We start from the raw sequence: 15,789 nt of genomic DNA on the forward strand, positions 1-15,789 counted from the left end.
GTGCCATGGATCTGCGCAAAATTGGCCGCCGTGATGGGCGGTCTTGGAAACTGCCGGATGTTATCACAAAGGCAGTGGCGGTGGGGAGATGTGGCAGCCTGCCGCTGGGCAAGAATATGAGGGGTTCGCCGCGGCCCTATCGCCGGCACGCCGGCTCCCACCTGAAGCTTGGGCCTGTGCTGAACCGGTGGGAGCCGGCTTGCCGGCGATAGGGCCCGATGGGCCTAGTGCAAACGCTTGCGGCACACCAGCTGGGCAAGCTTGGCCGCATCCGGCCGCTCGACGATGCCACGCTCGGTCACGATCACATCGATCAAGTCTGCCGGGGTCACGTCGAACACCGGGTTGAACACCTCGACATCCGGCGCCACCCGGGTGCCGGCATAATCGAGCAACTCGTCGGCATCGCGCTCTTCCAGCGGAATGTCCTCGCCGGTCGCCAGGTTCAGGTCGATGCTGGTGCTCGACGCCACCACCATGAAGCGCACCCCGTGGTGCATGGCGCTGACCGCCAGCTGATAGGTGCCGATCTTGCCGGCCATGTCGCCGTTGGCCGCGATGCAATCGGCACCGACCACCACCCAGGTGATGCCTTTGGTCTTCATCAGGTGGGCCAGGGCCGAGTCGGCGCACAGGGTCACCGGGATGCCTTCGTTGGCCAGCTCCCAGGCGGTCAGGCGCGAACCCTGCAGCCAGGGGCGGGTTTCGCCGGCATACACACGCTCGACCATGCCTTCCAGGTAGCCCGCGCGGATCACTCCCAGCGCCGTGCCGAAGCCGCCACTGGCCAGCGCCCCGGCATTGCCGTAGGTCAGCAGGGTCTGCGCGTTGCCCTGGTGCCGGCGGATCAGCTCGATGCCGTACTGGGCCATGGTCAGGTTGGCCTCGCGGTCGCTTTCGTGGATGGCCACCGCCTCCGCCTCCATGATCGCCAGCACGTCCTCGTCGGGGCGCAGCCGCTGCAGGCGCTCGCGCATGCGGTTGAGCGCCCAGAACAGGTTGGCGGCGGTGGGCCGCGACTCGGCCAGGGTGAGGAAGTCCTCTTCCAGGTCCATCTCCCAGTCGCCGCCCTCGGCCAGGCGCTCTTCCAGGGCCAGCACCAGGCCATAGGCCGCGGCGATGCCGATGGCCGCCGCGCCGCGCACGGCCATGTCACGAATGGCTGCGGCCACCTGCGCGACATTGTCGCAGGCCAGCCAGCGCTCCTGCGACGGCAGCAGGCGCTGGTCGAGCAGGTGCAGGACGCGGTGCTGCCAGCGAATCCCGGTCACCTTCTGTGCCGCCAAAAGTCGCTCGCGCATCCCCTCTCCCCGTCGTTCGGATATCAAAAGCCGGCGATTATAGCGACCCTGGGCCTTGGGCGCTCGGGTATACTCCGGCGCAATTCGTAGAAGATTCAGAGGATTGTTCAATGAGCAACGTCGACCACGCCGAAATCGCCAAGTTCGAAGCCTTGGCGCACCGCTGGTGGGACCGCGAAAGCGAGTTCAAGCCGCTGCACGACATCAACCCGCTGCGCGTCAACTGGATCGACGAGCGCGTCAGCCTGGCCGGCAAGAAAGTCCTCGACGTGGGCTGCGGTGGCGGCATTCTCAGCGAGGCCATGGCCCTGCGCGGTGCCAGCGTCACCGGTATCGACATGGGCGAAGCGCCGCTGGCCGTGGCCCAGCTGCACCAGCTGGAATCGGGCGTGCAAGTGGAGTACCGGCAGATCACCGCCGAGGCCCTGGCCGAAGAGATGCCCGAGCAGTTCGATGTGGTCACCTGCCTGGAAATGCTCGAGCACGTGCCCGACCCATCGTCGGTGATCCGCGCTTGCTACCGCATGGTCAAGCCCGGCGGCCAGGTGTTCTTCTCGACCATCAACCGCAACCCCAAGGCCTACCTGCTGGCCATCGTCGGCGCCGAATACATCCTCAAGATGCTGCCGCGCGGCACCCACGACTTCAAGAAATTCATCCGCCCGTCCGAGCTGGGCGCCTGGAGCCGCGTTGCCGGCCTTGAAGTGAAGGACATCATCGGCCTGACCTACAACCCGCTGACCAAGCACTACAAGCTGTGCAGCGACGTCGACGTCAACTACATGATCCAGACCCTGCGCGAGGAATGAGCATGCGTTTGCGAGCAGTACTCTTCGACATGGACGGCACCCTGCTCGACACGGCGCCGGACTTCATCGCCATCTGCCAGGCCATGCTGGCCGAACGCGGCCTGCCGGCCGTCGACGACAAGCTGATCCGTGACGTGATCTCCGGCGGCGCCCGCGCGATGGTCGCCGCGACCTTCGCCATGGCCCCCGAAGACGACGGCTTCGAGGCGCTGCGCCTGGAGTTCCTGGAGCGTTACCAGCGCGACTGCGCGGTGCACAGCAAGCTGTTCGACGGCATGGGCGAACTGCTGGCCGACATCGAGAAAGGCAACCTGCTGTGGGGCGTGGTCACCAACAAGCCGGTGCGCTTCGCCGAACCGATCATGCAGCGCCTGGGCCTGGCCGAGCGCTCGGCCCTGCTGATCTGCCCGGACCACGTCAAGCACAGCAAGCCCGACCCCGAGCCGCTGATCCTGGCCTGCAAGACCTTGAACCTGGACCCGGCCAGCGTCTTGTTCGTCGGCGACGACCTGCGCGACATCGAGTCCGGCCGCGACGCCGGCACCCGCACCGCGGCAGTGCGCTATGGCTATATTCATCCAGAAGACAACCCGAACAACTGGGGTGCCGATGTGGTGGTGGACCACCCGCTGGAGTTGCGCAAGGTGATCGACAGCGCCCTGTGCGGTTGCTGAGCTTGACGATCAACGCGAACTCTATGGGAGCGGGCTTGCCCCGCTCCCACAAGGCCCGTGTCAGCCCATAGAGATAGGGAATATTCAATGTTCGACTACACCGCCCGCCCCGACCTGCTCAAAGGCCGGGTCATCCTGGTCACCGGTGCCGGCCGCGGCATCGGCGCCGCCGCTGCCAAGGCCTACGCCGCCCTGGGCGCCACCGTGCTGCTGCTGGGCAAGACCGAAGCCAACCTCAATGAGGTCTACGACCAGATCGAGGCCGCCGGCCATCCGCAGCCGGTGGTGATCCCGTTCAACCTGGAAACCGCCCTGCCCCACCAGTACGACGAGCTGGCGGTGATGATCGAGGACCAGTTCGGCCGCCTCGACGGCCTGCTCAACAACGCCTCGATCATCGGCCCGCGCACGCCACTGGAGCAGCTCTCGGGCGACAACTTCATGCGCGTGATGCACATCAACGTCGATGCCACCTTCATGCTCACCAGCACCCTGCTGCCGCTGCTCAAGCTGTCGGAGGACGCCTCGGTGGTGTTCACCTCCAGCAGCGTCGGGCGCAAGGGCCGCGCCTACTGGGGCGCCTATGGGGTGTCGAAGTTCGCCACCGAAGGGCTGATGCAGACCCTGGCCGACGAGCTTGAAGGGGTCGCGCCGGTGCGCTCCAACAGCATCAACCCGGGCGCCACGCGCACGGCGATGCGGGCCCAGGCCTACCCGAGCGAGAACCCGCAGAACAACCCGCTGCCTGAAGAGATCATGCCGGTGTACCTGTACCTGATGGGGCCGGACAGCACCGGGGTCAATGGGCAGGCGTTCAACGCCCAGTGAGCCTGTGTCGCCTCCGGCAAGCCAGCTCCCTGTAGGAGCCGGCTTGCCGGCGATAGGGCCGGCACAGTCTCAACCTCAACCCGCAGCCAACGCCGGGCGCATACGCCCCTGCTGCCGCCCTTCCATCTGCATGCACCGTTCCAGGAACAGGTACATGCAGTCGTAACTCTTGCAGATCGCCTTGCGCAGTTCATTGCGCAGCCCCTGGGTGGGGTTCTCGCCGGCCAGGGTGCAGATGATTTCCAGCGCCTCCCACGGGTGCGCGTCATCATACTGGGCATGCATCTTCAGCCACTTCATGGCGCGCTTGCGCTGGTCTTCCGGGAAGCCCATGGCATAGGTGTCCTCGGCGCAGACCACCGCCGACCACTCCCCCGTCGCCCCTTCGATGGCGTAGTTGGTGGCCGCCATGGCAATGGCCAGCGACTCGGTGGTGCACACCCGCCAGCACCAGTCGTTCAGCCCGTTGAGCTCCGCCGGCACCTCCTGGCCCTGCAGTTCGTGCAGGTGGATACCGTGCGCGTGGCACCAGTGCACCCAGTAGTCGGCATGGTTGAGTTCGACGCGGATATTGCGCATCAGCCAGCGCCGCGCCATGTCCTCGCCGGGGTGGCGGGCGTAGCGGGTCTTGGTCAGGTTATGGGCCATGTACAGCGAGAACTGCTCCACCACCGGCCAGCCACCGATCAGGTACTGGCGAATGGTCGCCTGGCGCAGCTGGCCATCGCGCAAGCGCTGGTAGAACGCATGCTCGACCACCCGGCGCTTGCTCTCCCGGCAATCTTCGATCAGCTGCTGAGCCCATTGGGGGTAACTGGCGGGGTCCATCAATGGCCCGATACGAACGAATGCATCAATCACTTTCAGCTCCTTGATCCCTGTGATCTTGCCGGCATGTATTCAGCGAAAGGTTCCAGGCGCCCGATGCAGCAGGGGCCGTGCAGCAATCCGTTGGCGCTGCAGACTGTCGCAGGTGAACACCTGCGGTCGTTCGATCAGATAGCCCTGGGCGTAGTCCACGCCGATCTCCTGCAAGGCCTGCTCGATCAACGGTGTTTCAACGAACTCGGCGATGGTCCGTTTGCCCATGACATGGCCGATGTGATTGATCACCTCGACCATCGCCCGGTTGACCGGATCATCCAGCATATCTTTGACAAAACTTCCGTCGATCTTCAAGAAGTCGACAGGTAAATGTTTCAAATAGGCGAATGACGACATTCCGGCACAGAAGTCATCCAGCGAGAACTTGCAGCCCAGCCCTTTCAATTCGTTGATGAATCGGATGGCGCTGCCCAGGTTGGCAATGGCGCTGGTTTCCGTGATCTCGAAGCAGATCAGCCGGGGCGGGATGGCATATTCGACGAACAGCCGCCGCAGGTACTCGAGAAACTTGTCATCGCCGATGCTCGAACCCGACAGGTTGATCGCGCACATGGCCAGCGGGCCTTCCCGGCCTTCGTCCAGGCTTTGCCGGATGACCTGGAACACATTGCGCACCACCCAGCGGTCGAGCGCCGTCATCAGGCCATAACGCTCGGCCGCCGGGATGAAGCTGTCCGGCAGGATGGTGCGGCCGCTTTCATCGTGCAGGCGCAGGAGGATTTCGATATGGCCAGGCCCGTCGATGGCCGCGAGCGGGGCGATTTCCTGGGCGTAGAGGCAGAAGCGGTTTTCTTCCAGGGCCACGTGCAGGCGCTGGATCCAGGCCATCTCGCCAAAGCGCATGGACAGCTCGCTGTCATCGGCGTGGTACACCTGCACCCGGTTGCGCCCCTTTTCCTTGGCCATGTAGCAGGCCATGTCGGCCGCCCGCAGGGAGGCTTCCAGGGTGGAAGGCGCCTGCGCCATGTTGACCAGGCCGATGCTCACGGTGGTCACGAAGGGCCGCCCCTTCCACACGAAGTGCAAGCTCTGCACGGCCTGGCGCAGGTTTTCGGCGATCTTTTCCGCCTGCTCGGGGGGGCAGTTTTCCAGCAGCACGCCGAATTCGTCGCCGCCCAGGCGGGCCAGGGTGTCACCCTCGCGCAGCCCCGACTGCAGCACGGCGCAGATGTGCCGCAGCAGCTCATCGCCGGCGGCATGGCCGCAGGTATCGTTGACCAGCTTGAACTGGTCGAGGTCGAGGAACATCAGCGCGTGCCGCCCGGCCTGGCGCACCAGGCCATTGAGCGCCTGCTCCAGGCGGTACTCGAACTCGCGGCGGTTGGCCAGGCCGGTCAGGGCGTCGTGGGTCGCCTGCCATGACAGGTTGGCGATGTACTGGCGCTCCTGGGTCATGTCGTGCAGCACCAGCACGATGCCGGCCACCTGCCCGTCATTGATGATCGGCGAGCCGACCAGGTTGATCGACACCGTGGTGCCGTCCAGGCGCTGGATCAGCCGGGCATGCTCGGCACCACCCTTGAGGTTGCCGCTGAGCACCTGCTCGAGCAGCCCCCTGCCATCGCTCTCGGCCTGCTCCTCGACCAGGCTGAACAGCGCCGTCAGCGGCAGGCCCAGGGCCTGCCCGGCCTGCCAGTGGGTGAGCTGCTCGGCGGCGGGGTTCATGTAGCCGATGCAGCCGTCGACATCGGTGGTGATCACCGCATCGCCAATCGCCTGCAAGGTGATCTGCGCCCGTTCCTTTTCTTCCTGCAGGGCGCTGGCGAAGGCCTGGCGCTGGGCCAGCAACTTGCTCGAACGGCGCCAGGCGATGGTGATGAGGAACAGCGCGGTGAGCAGGTTGGTGATCAGCAGCACCCGCAGCAGCATGCGCGACCCCTCGCCCAGGGCATCGCTGAAGGCCTTGGCCGCCGGGGTCACGCCTTCATTGATGAAGACGATGCGGGCACGCCAGTCGCCCACCCGCTCAGGCGTGGCCTGCCCCTTGGCGAAGCCGTCGCGCATTTCGTTGGCCAGCACGTCCAGCTTGTTCAGGTAGTCATCGCCGATGTTCCAGTAGGCGATGGCGGTCTGCATGTAGCTGATCTGGTGGAAGTTGCGGTAGAACCAGATGATCCGGTCGACGTCGTCGGGGTGGTTGCCGCCCTGCAGCACGGCCTGGCGCGCGGCCTCCAGGTCCGGGTCGGGCTGGTCGAGGACCTCGCGCAGCAAGTGGTCGCCCTGGGGCACGGTGATGACCTGGCGGTAGCGCTCGTAGGTGCGCTCGTCGCCGCTGTCGGCATACAGGTTCAGGTAGTAGATGGCATCTTTCTGCGCCTTGGACCACAGGCTTTCACCCGCGACATAGGCCCGCACGGCCGACAGCGCATAAAGGCTGAGGCTGCCGAGCAAGACCTGGAAGACTACAACGGCGATGAAGGGCCAGATGATACCCAGCAACCTTGGCGCCTCTAGCGTGCGATATCCCTTCATGTAGTCCCTGTCACAGAGCAGAAAAGGCTCGATTCAACCCAGACAAGCACAGCGTAGGCCATTTGCCATCTGCATGACGGGGAATTTTGCCAGGGATATCAGGATTCAGGTCTGCTGCAAATGCCCATACAACTTGGCATACAGCCCGCCTTCGGCAATCAGCTGCTGATGGCCTCCGTCCTCGGCCACATGCCCGCCATCGAACACCAGCACCCGGTCAGCCTGCTTCACCGCCGACAGGCGGTGGGCGATGATCAGCGTGGTACGGCCACTGAGAAAACGCGCCAGGGCCTGATGCAGGTTGTACTCGGTGGCAGCGTCCAGCGCCGAGGTGGCCTCGTCGAGGATCACCACCTTGGGCTCGGCCAGGACCATGCGGGCAATCGCCAGGCGCTGGCGCTGCCCGCCCGACAATCGCACCCCGGAACGCCCGACCACACTGTCCAGGCCCTGGGGCAAGGCGGCGATGGTGGCGTCCAGCTGGGCGATGCGCAGAGCCTGCCAGCAGGCTTCATCGGTGCACTCGCGGCCCATGGTCAGGTTGGCGCGCACGCTGTCGTTGAACAGCGACGGGTGCTGCAGCACCACCGCGACATTCTCGCGCAAGGTTTCCAGGCCGATTTCCTGCAGGCTCGCACCGCCGAAACGGATAGTGCCGGCCTGGGCGCTGTACAAGCCCAGCAGCAACTGCACCAGGGTGCTCTTGCCGCCGCCACTGGCACCGACGATGGCCACCTTTTCACCCGGCGCAATGGACAGGTCGAGGTGTTCGAGCACCGGCTCGTCGGCATAGGCAAAACGCAGGTCGCGCACTTCGATGCCCACGGTCTCACGGCCGGCGAACGGGTCGCTGGCCGCCGCGTACTGGGGCTCGTCATCGCGCGCCAGCAGCTCGTTGAGGCGGCTCAGCGCACCACCGGCCGCATAGTAGGCGTATTGCAGATTGAGCAGTTGCTCGACCGGGCCGATCATGAACCACAGGTAGCTGAACACCGCCAGCATCTGGCCGATCGACAGGTCGGAGAACAGCACCGTGAGCATCGCCGCCGCGCGGAAGATATCGATGCCGAACTGGAACAGCAGGCCACTGGCGCGGCCGCTGGCGTCGCTCTTCCATTGCGAATCCACGGCGTAGTCGCGCACCTCCCGGGCGCGCAGGCCAAGGCGGCCGAGGAAGTAGCCCTGGCGGTTGCCGGCGCGAATTTCCTGGATGGCATCGAGGGTTTCCGCCAGCGCCTGGGTAAAGCGCGACGTGCTGTCGTTCTCGAGCTTCTTCAGGTGCTTGACGCGCTTGCCCAGCTGCACGGTGAAGTAGATCACCAGCGGGTTGAACAGCAGGATCAGCAGCGCCAGCTTCCAGTGCATCCACATCAGGATCGCCGCGGTGCCGGTCAGCGTGAGCATGGCCACCAGGAAACGGCTGAGGGTTTCGCCGACGAACTTGTCCAGGGTGTCCAGGTCGGTGACCAGGTGGGTGGTCACGGTGCCGCTGCCCAGGCTTTCGTATTCCTTGAGCGAGATGCGCTTGAGCCGTTCGATCAGGCGGATGCGCAGGCGGTAGACGATGTCCTTGGCCAGGCCCGCGAACAGCTTGGCCTGCACCACGTTGAACGCCAGCGCAGCCAGGCGCAGGCACAGCGTCACCACCAGCATCAGGCCGATGTAGCCGGCCGCCACCTGCCAGCCGCTGGGCAGCAGGTGGTTCATGAACTTCAGGGCGGCGTCGCCATGGCCCAGCAGCACTTCGTCGACCAGCAACGGCAGCAGCAACGGGATCGGCACGCTGCAGCAGGCAGCCAACACCGCCACCAGGTTGGCAGTCCACAGGTTTTTCTTGTGATGCAGGGCCAGGCGGCGGATTTCTGCCCAGCTCAGGCGGTCGGGCACAGCGGCGGGCTTCCCTGGCACAGGGTCGGGCGACCCTGGCAAATCAAGCACAGACGGCCTGCTGCAGCCAGCGGCCGAGCAACGGTTGCAGGCTCTCCAGCGCCTGGTAGCCGTTGGTCAGCAGCGCCAGCTGGCCATTGCGTTCGGCCAGCAGCGTCGGGAAGCCGGCGATGCCCAAGTCCTGCACCCAGCTGAAATCAGCGGCCGTAGCGGCGCGCAGATCGGCGCGGGCGAAGGCCTCGGCGAACAGCGCGCGGTCAAAACCGGCCCGCTCGGCCAGCTCGACCAGGTGCGGGGCGGTGGTGACGTCCACGCCCTGCTCGTAGAACGACGCCTGGATCAGCGCCAGCAGCGGCCATACGCGCTCGGCGTCCAGCTCGCGGGCGGTGACCAGGGCCCGGCAAGCCGGCTCGGTGTCGTAGACGAAGCCGTCGGGCATGGCGCCGTCAAAACGAAACGGCTGCCCGGTGGCCTCGCTCACCGCCTGCCAATGTTCGAGGATGTAGCGCCGGGTGGAGGCATCCAGGGCGCTGCCGCCACTGCGCAAGCCACCCAGCACCAGCCGCGTCGGCACGCCCGCCTCAGCCGCCTGGGCGATCAGGGCCGCGGCCACTGGCGCGAACCCCCAGCACCAGGAGCACATCGGGTCCATCACATAGAGCAGGCGTGCGGTCATGCATCAGGCCTCGGCTTTGTAGTTGTAACCGATCGGGTGCGGCAGGTTGCGGGCCTTGGCCAGCTCGATCTGCTTCTGCCGGTCGATGGCGCTGCGCCGAGTCTTCTCGCTCAGGCTGTCCCAGCAGTGCGGGCAGCTCACGCCTGGCGAATAGTGCTCGGACGCGCGGTCTTCCACGTTGACCGGGTGGCGGCAGGCATGGCACTGGTCGTACTCGCCTTCGCTCAGGTCATGGCGCACCGTGACGCGGTTGTCGAAGACGAAGCAGTCGCCGTCCCACAGGCTCTCTTCCTGAGGCACTTCCTCGAAGTATTTGAGGATGCCGCCCTTAAGATGATAGACCGCCTCATAGCCTTCACCGAGCATGTAGCTGGAGGCTTTTTCGCAGCGGATGCCGCCGGTGCAGAACATCGCCACCTTCTTGTGCTTGCTCGGGTCGAAGTTGGCCTTGATGTACTCGGGGAACTCGCGGAAGGTCTCGGTCTTCGGGTCGATGGCGCCCTTGAAGGTGCCGATGGCCACTTCGTAGTCGTTGCGGGTGTCGATCAGCAGCACTTGCGGGTCGCTGATCAGCGCGTTCCAGTCCTTGGGCTCGACATAGGTGCCAACGGCCTGGTTCGGGTCGACGCCCGGCACGCCCAGGGTGACGATCTCTTTCTTGAGCTTGACCTTGGTGCGGTAGAACGGCTGCTCGTCGCAGTACGACTCCTTGTGGTCGACATCCACCAGGCGCGCATCGCTGCGCAGCCAGGCGAGCAGGCCGTCGATGCCTTCGCGGGTGGCCGAGACGGTGCCATTGATGCCTTCATGGGCAATCAGCAAGGTGCCTTTGACGCCGTTGTCGAGCATGGCCTTGAGCAGCGGCTCGCGCAGTTCGACGTAGTCTTCCAGGGTGACGAACTTGTACAGCGCCGCCACGACGATCGGTTGGGACATGTAAGTGAATCTCCAGGTGGTTGCCCTCGTAAGGGGCGGACCGGGTTTGACATGAAACAGGGGGCTGCTGTGCAGCCCATCGCCGGCAAGCCGGCTCCCACAGGTGCGGCGTGCGCTGTACCTGTGGAAGCCGGCTTGCCGGCGATGGGCCGCTCAGCGGCCCCCTTGGGATGTTGCAGATTGTACCAGAACGACGGAACGGATTCAGTGCCCGCCGCCAGCACACACCGGCGAGGCCGGCGCAGCACCGACCTTGGCCCACTCCTCGGCGGTGTAGGTGTGGATCGCCAGGGCGTGAATCTCGCCCATCAGCTCACCCATGGTGGCGTACACCTTCTGGTGGCGCTTGACGCTATTGAGCCCGGCGAACTGCTCGCTGACGATCACCGCCTTGTAGTGGGTTTCCTGGCCACGGCTGTGCATGTGGCTTTCGTTGAGCACTTCAAGGTGTTGCGGGGCCAGCGCGGCCAACTGCTGCTCGATGCGTTGCTGCATGCTCATCGCTCGCTACTCACTTCTTCGCCGGGGCGGCGGCCTTGCCAGCGTTGGGGTCCAGTTCCTTGGTCATGTCTTCGAGCAGCTTGTTGACCACAGGTACCGCAGGTTCCAGGCTCTGCTGGGTCAGCTGGGCCGACTGCTGGGTGACCTTGGGCATTTCACGCAGCACTTTCTTGCCCAGTGGCGACTCGTAGAACTTGACCAGGTCCTTGAGCTCCTGCTCGGTGAAGGTCTGGGTGTACAGGTCGACCATCTTCGGCTTCAGCTTGTTCCAGCCGATGGCGTTGTCCAGGGCGGCGTTGGCCTTGGCCTGGTAGCTTTCCAGCACCGGTTGCTTGGAAGACGGCGCCTTGGTCTGGGCGAAACGCTGGGCGAACATCTGCTGCACCTGCATGTACACCGGAGTGCCCAGCTTGTCGGCGTTGGCCAGGGTCAGGAATTTCTCGGCAGCAGCGTTGTGGCTGGCGGTGGCAGCGAGTACCTGGCCGCTGGCACAGGCCAGGGCGACGGCGGCACAGAGGACACGAAGACGGGTCATTGCTTTTCCTTCAGGAGGGGGAGGCGGTACCTCAGAGTAGAGCATTCTGCTCCCGCAGGGGCGCAGCGCTCAAGTGGCACGACGAGCGATTGAACCGCACGTTCGCATGAGGGCCTAAACTGCTGATTCTGACTGACAAAGGAGTGAACGCAGCATGAGCCGTATCGAGACAGACAGCCTGGGCCCAGTCGAAGTTCCGGAGAACGCCTACTGGGGCGCGCAGACCCAGCGCTCGCTGATCAACTTTGCCATCGGCAAGGAACGCATGCCGCTCGCGGTGCTGCACGCCCTGGCCCTGATCAAGAAAGCCGCGGCGCGGGTCAACGACCGCAATGGCGACCTGCCGGCCGATATCGCCCGGCTGATCGAGCAGGCCGCCGACGAAGTGCTCGATGGCGAGCACGACGATCAGTTCCCGCTGGTGGTGTGGCAGACCGGCAGCGGCACCCAGAGCAACATGAACGTCAACGAGGTGATCGCCGGGCGCGCCAACGAGCTGGCCGGCAAGGGCCGCGGCGGCAAGGCGCCGGTGCACCCGAACGACCACGTCAACCGCTCGCAGAGCTCCAACGACTGCTTCCCCACCGCCATGCACATCGCTGCGGCGCAAGCGGTGCACGAGCAACTGCTGCCGGCGGTGGCCGAGCTGTCCTCGGGCCTGGCCGAGCTGTCGGCGCGCCACCACCAGCTGGTCAAGACCGGCCGCACGCACATGATGGACGCCACGCCGATCACCTTCGGCCAGGAGGTGTCGGCCTTCGTCGCCCAGCTCGACTATGCCCAGCGCGCCATCCGCGCCACCTTGCCGGCGGTGTGCGAGCTGGCCCAGGGCGGCACGGCGGTAGGCACCGGGCTGAATGCCCCGCACGGTTTTGCCGAAGCCATCGCCGCCGAGCTTGCCGCCCTCTCCGGCCTGCCCTTCGTCACCGCGCCGAACAAGTTCGCCGCGCTTGCCGGCCACGAGCCACTGACCAGCCTGGCCGGCGCCCTGAAGACCCTGGCGGTGGCCTTGATGAAAATCGCCAACGACCTGCGCCTGCTCGGTTCCGGCCCGCGCGCGGGGCTGGCCGAAGTGCGCCTGCCGGCCAACGAGCCGGGCAGCTCGATCATGCCCGGCAAGGTCAACCCGACCCAGTGCGAGGCGCTGTCGATGCTGGCCTGCCAGGTGCTGGGCAACGACACGGCGATCGGCTTTGCCGCCAGCCAAGGGCACCTGCAGCTGAACGTGTTCAAGCCGGTGATCATCCATAACCTGCTGCAGTCGATCGAGCTGCTGGCCGATGGCTGTCGCAACTTCCAGCTGCACTGCGTGGCCGGGATCGAGCCGGATGCCGAGCAGATGGCTGCGCACCTGGAGCGCGGGCTGATGCTGGTGACGGCGCTGAACCCGCATATCGGCTATGACAAGGCGGCGGAAATTGCCAAGAAGGCCTACAGCGAAGGCAAGACCTTGCGCGAGGCGGCGCTGGAGTTGAAGTACCTCACCAACGAGCAGTTCGACCAGTGGGTGCGGCCGGAGAACATGCTGGCACCCGGTGGCAAAGGCTGATCTGTACCGGCCCTATCGCCGGCAAGCCGGCTCCCACAGGCACCCCACACTGTTCAAGGTTGTGGTGACCCTGTGGGAGCCGGCTTGCCGGCGATAGGGCCACTAGCCTCAACCCGCCACCCTGGCCGTGCGCGCCCGCCAGCCCGCTACCAGCGAAGGCCCCACCGCCACCAGCGTCGACCCCAGCACCACCGTCACCGCCCCCACATACCCCAGGGCATTGATGTCCTCGGCCTGCACATAGTCAGGCCACACCCAGGCTGCCACCGCCACCGCCACGAACGTCACCAGCGGCGTCATCGCCAGCGTGGCACTCACCCGCGAGGCTTCCCAGTGCGCCAGCGCCTCGGCAAAGGCGCCATAAGCCACCAGGGTATTCAGGCAACAGGCCAGCAACAGCCAGCCCTGCAGCGGCGACAGCTGCAGCGCCTGCAGCGGGTGCACCCAGGGCGTCAGCAGCGCGGCGCAGCCCAGGTAGATCACCATCATCACCTGCTGCGAATGCCACACCGTCAGCAGCTGTTTCTGGCTCAGCGCATAGAACACCCAGATGCTGGTGGCCAGCAGCACCGTGAGCACCCCGGTGGTGTAAATGCCCAGCGAAGTCAGCAGCTCTTCCAGGCGTTGATTGAAGAACAGGCCAAAGCCCCCCAGCAGGATCAACAGGCCGACGCCCTGCCCCAGGCTGAAGCGCTCCTTGAACACCAGCACGCTGGCCACCAGCAACAACACCGGGCCCATCTGCACCACCAGCTGCGTGGTGCCAGCGCTGAGCTGCTTCAGGCCGAACAGGTACAGCACGTAGTTGCCGAGCAGGCCGAACACCGCGACCACCAGCAGGCCCTTGCCCCTGGCCGGCAACTTGCCCACGGCCGGCAAACGCCGCTGCATCGCCAGCCAGGCGAACAGCAAACCACCGGACACCATCAGGCGGTACCAGGTGACGGTCACCGGGTCCATCACCTGCAGCACTTGCTTGAGCTTGATGGGCAGGATGCCCCAGAGCAGCGCGGTAAGCAGTGCCAGGAACAGGCCATAGCCCCAGCGGCCGGATGTTGTGTGCATAAAGTCCTCGATCGAGCCCGTGGTGGGGGTAGGCTGGATTCTAAGGGCTTGAGGGAAAACTGCCGGGAAAAGAATTCATCAGTTCATTCCCCGGCGGCATGCAGGCTTACTTCTTGTGCTTGGCGAACGCCGCTTCCAGCGCCTCGTTGATGGTGCGCAGCACCTTCACCCGGGCCCAGCGCTTGTCATTGGCTTCAATCAATGTCCATGGCGCGATCTCGCTGCTGGTGCGGTCGACCATGTCGCCCACCGCATCGACGTACAGGTCCCACTTGTCGCGGTTGCGCCAGTCGTCCTCGGTGATCTTGTAGCGCTTGAACGGGATCTGCTCACGCTCCTCGAAGCGCTCCAGCTGGGTCTGCTGGTCGATCGCCAGCCAGAACTTGACCACCACCACGCCGGCGTTCACCAACTGCTCCTCGAAGTCGTTGATTTCACTGTAGGCGCGCATCCAGTCATTGGGCGTGCAGAAGCCCTCGACCCGCTCGACCAGCACCCGCCCGTACCACGAGCGGTCGAAGATGGTGAACTTGCCGCGTGCCGGGATGTGCCGCCAGAAGCGCCACAGGTAGGGCTGCGCACGCTCCTCCTCGGTGGGCGCGGCAATCGGCACGATGCGGTACTGGCGCGGGTCCAGCGCGGCCGCCACGCGGCGGATGGCGCCGCCCTTGCCAGCGGCATCGTTGCCTTCGAAGGCCGCCACCAGGGCATGCCGGCGCATGTGCTTGTGGCGCAGCAAGCCGGCCAGGCGCGCCTGTTCGGTCACCAGTTGCTCCTGGTAGTCCTGCTTGTCCAGGCGCAGGGTCATGTCCAGCGCGCCAAGCAGGTTGCGCTGGTCGATGCTGCGGCCCAGCGGGGCGATGTTGCCCTGGTGCTTGCCCTTGGGGTTGACCGCCAGCGCCGCCTGCAGGCTGTCCAGCAGGATGCGCCCGACCGCCAGGCTGCGGTAGTGCGGGTCGGCGCCTTCGACGATGTGCCAGGGCGCGTAGTCGCGGCTGGTGCGGCGCAGCACGCGCTCGCCGAAGCGCACGAAACGGTCGTAGGTTTCCGATTGCTGCCAGTCCAGCGGGCTGATCCGCCAGCTGTGCAGCGGGTCGTCCTTGAGCGCCTTGAGGCGCGCCTTCATCTGTTTCTTGGACAGGTGGAACCAGAACTTGATGATCAGCGCGCCTTCATCGCAGAGCATCTGCTCCAGGCGCTCGGCACCGGCGATGGCCTGGTCGAGCACGGCATCCTTGAACACCCCGTGCACCCGCCCCTGGAGCATCTGGCTGTACCAGTTGCCGAAGAACACGCCCATCCGCCCTTTCGGCGGCAGGGCGCGCCAGTAGCGCCAGGCCGGGGGCCGGGCCAGTTCTTCGTCGGTCTGCTGGTCGAAGGTGAGCACATCGATCATGCGCGGGTCCATCCACTCGTTCAGCAGCTTGACCGTCTCGCCCTTGCCGGCGCCTTCGATGCCGTTGATCAGCACGATCACCGGGAACCGCGCCTGCTGCTTGAGTTCGTACTGGGCTTCGAGCAGCGCCTCGCGCAGGGCGGGCACTTCGGCCTCGTAGGTTTCCTTGTCGATGCTGTGACCGATTTCCGCGGATTCGAACATGCTGGGCTCCTTCATTGGATTAGCAAGACTAGCGGATTTTCCTCGGGGGCTGTAAAGGCCCAATCGCCGGC

General features: G+C 65.4%; 14 protein-coding genes. 4 read left to right on the top strand and 10 right to left on the bottom strand.

Going from position 1 to position 15,789, the window contains the following annotated elements; all coding sequences use genetic code 11:
- Positions 1 to 224: 224 nt before the first annotated feature.
- The gene (mtnA, locus tag ACIPG5_RS15050) at positions 225 to 1,301 is read right to left on the bottom strand and encodes an S-methyl-5-thioribose-1-phosphate isomerase (protein ID WP_401376031.1); all 1,077 of its coding nucleotides are present in this window, start codon (positions 1,299 to 1,301) and stop codon (positions 225 to 227) included.
- A 110-nt stretch (positions 1,302 to 1,411) separates the two neighbouring features.
- Between mtnA and ubiG the strand changes: the two genes are divergently transcribed.
- From ubiG to ACIPG5_RS15065, 3 genes are all read left to right on the top strand, one after another.
- Positions 1,412 to 2,110 carry a bifunctional 2-polyprenyl-6-hydroxyphenol methylase/3-demethylubiquinol 3-O-methyltransferase UbiG gene (ubiG, locus tag ACIPG5_RS15055; RefSeq protein ID WP_176514224.1) on the top strand — a complete coding sequence of 233 codons (699 nt, stop codon included), beginning with the start codon at positions 1,412 to 1,414 and terminating at the stop codon, positions 2,108 to 2,110.
- Between the two features lie 2 nt (positions 2,111 to 2,112).
- On the top strand, positions 2,113 to 2,784 hold the full coding sequence (gene mupP, locus ACIPG5_RS15060; RefSeq protein WP_176514226.1) for an N-acetylmuramic acid 6-phosphate phosphatase MupP: 672 nt from the start codon (positions 2,113 to 2,115) through the stop codon (positions 2,782 to 2,784).
- A gap of 87 nt (positions 2,785 to 2,871) precedes the next feature.
- Positions 2,872 to 3,612, top strand: a complete 741-nt coding sequence (locus tag ACIPG5_RS15065) for a YciK family oxidoreductase (protein WP_176514228.1) — start codon at positions 2,872 to 2,874, stop codon at positions 3,610 to 3,612.
- Between the two features lie 75 nt (positions 3,613 to 3,687).
- Here the strand turns inward: ACIPG5_RS15065 and ACIPG5_RS15070 are convergent, their stop codons facing one another.
- The 7 genes from ACIPG5_RS15070 to ACIPG5_RS15100 all read right to left on the bottom strand — a co-directional run bounded on the left by ACIPG5_RS15070 (position 3,688) and on the right by ACIPG5_RS15100 (position 11,504).
- Positions 3,688 to 4,473, bottom strand: coding sequence for a TenA family transcriptional regulator (locus ACIPG5_RS15070; RefSeq protein WP_176514230.1), 786 nt, complete (start codon positions 4,471 to 4,473; stop codon positions 3,688 to 3,690).
- A 39-nt stretch (positions 4,474 to 4,512) separates the two neighbouring features.
- Entirely contained in the window at positions 4,513 to 6,969 is a 2,457-nt protein-coding gene (locus ACIPG5_RS15075) for an EAL domain-containing protein (RefSeq protein ID WP_401376034.1), read from the bottom strand.
- A gap of 105 nt (positions 6,970 to 7,074) precedes the next feature.
- The gene (locus tag ACIPG5_RS15080) at positions 7,075 to 8,907 is read right to left on the bottom strand and encodes an ABC transporter ATP-binding protein (RefSeq protein WP_176517092.1); all 1,833 of its coding nucleotides are present in this window, start codon (positions 8,905 to 8,907) and stop codon (positions 7,075 to 7,077) included.
- Positions 8,900 to 9,532, bottom strand: a complete 633-nt coding sequence (locus tag ACIPG5_RS15085; protein WP_401376036.1) for a DsbA family protein — start codon at positions 9,530 to 9,532, stop codon at positions 8,900 to 8,902. Before ACIPG5_RS15085 ends, ACIPG5_RS15080 begins: the two co-directional genes overlap by 8 nt.
- A 3-nt stretch (positions 9,533 to 9,535) precedes the next feature.
- A complete protein-coding gene (locus tag ACIPG5_RS15090) occupies positions 9,536 to 10,468 on the bottom strand; it encodes a rhodanese-related sulfurtransferase (RefSeq protein ID WP_176517090.1) in 933 nt (310 codons plus the stop codon).
- A 204-nt stretch (positions 10,469 to 10,672) separates the two neighbouring features.
- On the bottom strand, positions 10,673 to 10,969 hold the full coding sequence (locus tag ACIPG5_RS15095) for a BolA family transcriptional regulator (protein WP_110639591.1): 297 nt from the start codon (positions 10,967 to 10,969) through the stop codon (positions 10,673 to 10,675).
- A gap of 10 nt (positions 10,970 to 10,979) precedes the next feature.
- Positions 10,980 to 11,504 (bottom strand): DUF2059 domain-containing protein, encoded by a 525-nt coding sequence (locus ACIPG5_RS15100; protein WP_176517088.1) that lies wholly within the window; start codon positions 11,502 to 11,504, stop codon positions 10,980 to 10,982.
- Between the two features lie 154 nt (positions 11,505 to 11,658).
- Here ACIPG5_RS15100 and ACIPG5_RS15105 point away from each other — a divergent pair, with 154 nt between their 5' ends.
- Positions 11,659 to 13,053, top strand: coding sequence for a class II fumarate hydratase (locus tag ACIPG5_RS15105; RefSeq protein WP_176517087.1), 1,395 nt, complete (start codon positions 11,659 to 11,661; stop codon positions 13,051 to 13,053).
- A gap of 108 nt (positions 13,054 to 13,161) precedes the next feature.
- On the opposite strand, the gene ACIPG5_RS15110 is transcribed toward ACIPG5_RS15105, so the two are convergent.
- Positions 13,162 to 14,118 (bottom strand): DMT family transporter, encoded by a 957-nt coding sequence (locus ACIPG5_RS15110; RefSeq protein WP_176517085.1) that lies wholly within the window; start codon positions 14,116 to 14,118, stop codon positions 13,162 to 13,164.
- A 106-nt stretch (positions 14,119 to 14,224) separates the two neighbouring features.
- Complete coding sequence (gene pap, locus ACIPG5_RS15115) at positions 14,225 to 15,718, bottom strand: polyphosphate:AMP phosphotransferase (protein ID WP_236237451.1); 1,494 nt, start codon at positions 15,716 to 15,718, stop codon at positions 14,225 to 14,227.
- Positions 15,719 to 15,789: the final 71 nt, after the last annotated feature.

Source organism: Pseudomonas sp. NPDC087029 (assembly GCF_044745345.1).
Classification (GTDB): domain Bacteria; phylum Pseudomonadota; class Gammaproteobacteria; order Pseudomonadales; family Pseudomonadaceae; genus Aquipseudomonas; species Aquipseudomonas faucium.

Excerpts from the sequence above, each read along its gene's own strand:
- ACIPG5_RS15100 (WP_176517088.1), bottom strand. The coding sequence starts at position 11,504 with ATGACCCGTCTTCGTGTCCTCTGTGCCGCCGTCGCCCTGGCCTGTGCC.
- mupP (WP_176514226.1), top strand. The coding sequence starts at position 2,113 with ATGCGTTTGCGAGCAGTACTCTTCGACATGGACGGCACCCTGCTCGAC.
- ACIPG5_RS15075 (WP_401376034.1), bottom strand. The coding sequence starts at position 6,969 with ATGAAGGGATATCGCACGCTAGAGGCGCCAAGGTTGCTGGGTATCATC.
- ACIPG5_RS15105 (WP_176517087.1), top strand. The coding sequence starts at position 11,659 with ATGAGCCGTATCGAGACAGACAGCCTGGGCCCAGTCGAAGTTCCGGAG.
- pap (WP_236237451.1), bottom strand. The coding sequence starts at position 15,718 with ATGTTCGAATCCGCGGAAATCGGTCACAGCATCGACAAGGAAACCTAC.
- ACIPG5_RS15085 (WP_401376036.1), bottom strand. The coding sequence starts at position 9,532 with ATGACCGCACGCCTGCTCTATGTGATGGACCCGATGTGCTCCTGGTGC.
- ACIPG5_RS15110 (WP_176517085.1), bottom strand. The coding sequence starts at position 14,118 with ATGCACACAACATCCGGCCGCTGGGGCTATGGCCTGTTCCTGGCACTG.
- ubiG (WP_176514224.1), top strand. The coding sequence starts at position 1,412 with ATGAGCAACGTCGACCACGCCGAAATCGCCAAGTTCGAAGCCTTGGCG.
- mtnA (WP_401376031.1), bottom strand. The coding sequence starts at position 1,301 with ATGCGCGAGCGACTTTTGGCGGCACAGAAGGTGACCGGGATTCGCTGG.
- ACIPG5_RS15095 (WP_110639591.1), bottom strand. The coding sequence starts at position 10,969 with ATGAGCATGCAGCAACGCATCGAGCAGCAGTTGGCCGCGCTGGCCCCG.
- ACIPG5_RS15065 (WP_176514228.1), top strand. The coding sequence starts at position 2,872 with ATGTTCGACTACACCGCCCGCCCCGACCTGCTCAAAGGCCGGGTCATC.
- ACIPG5_RS15090 (WP_176517090.1), bottom strand. The coding sequence starts at position 10,468 with ATGTCCCAACCGATCGTCGTGGCGGCGCTGTACAAGTTCGTCACCCTG.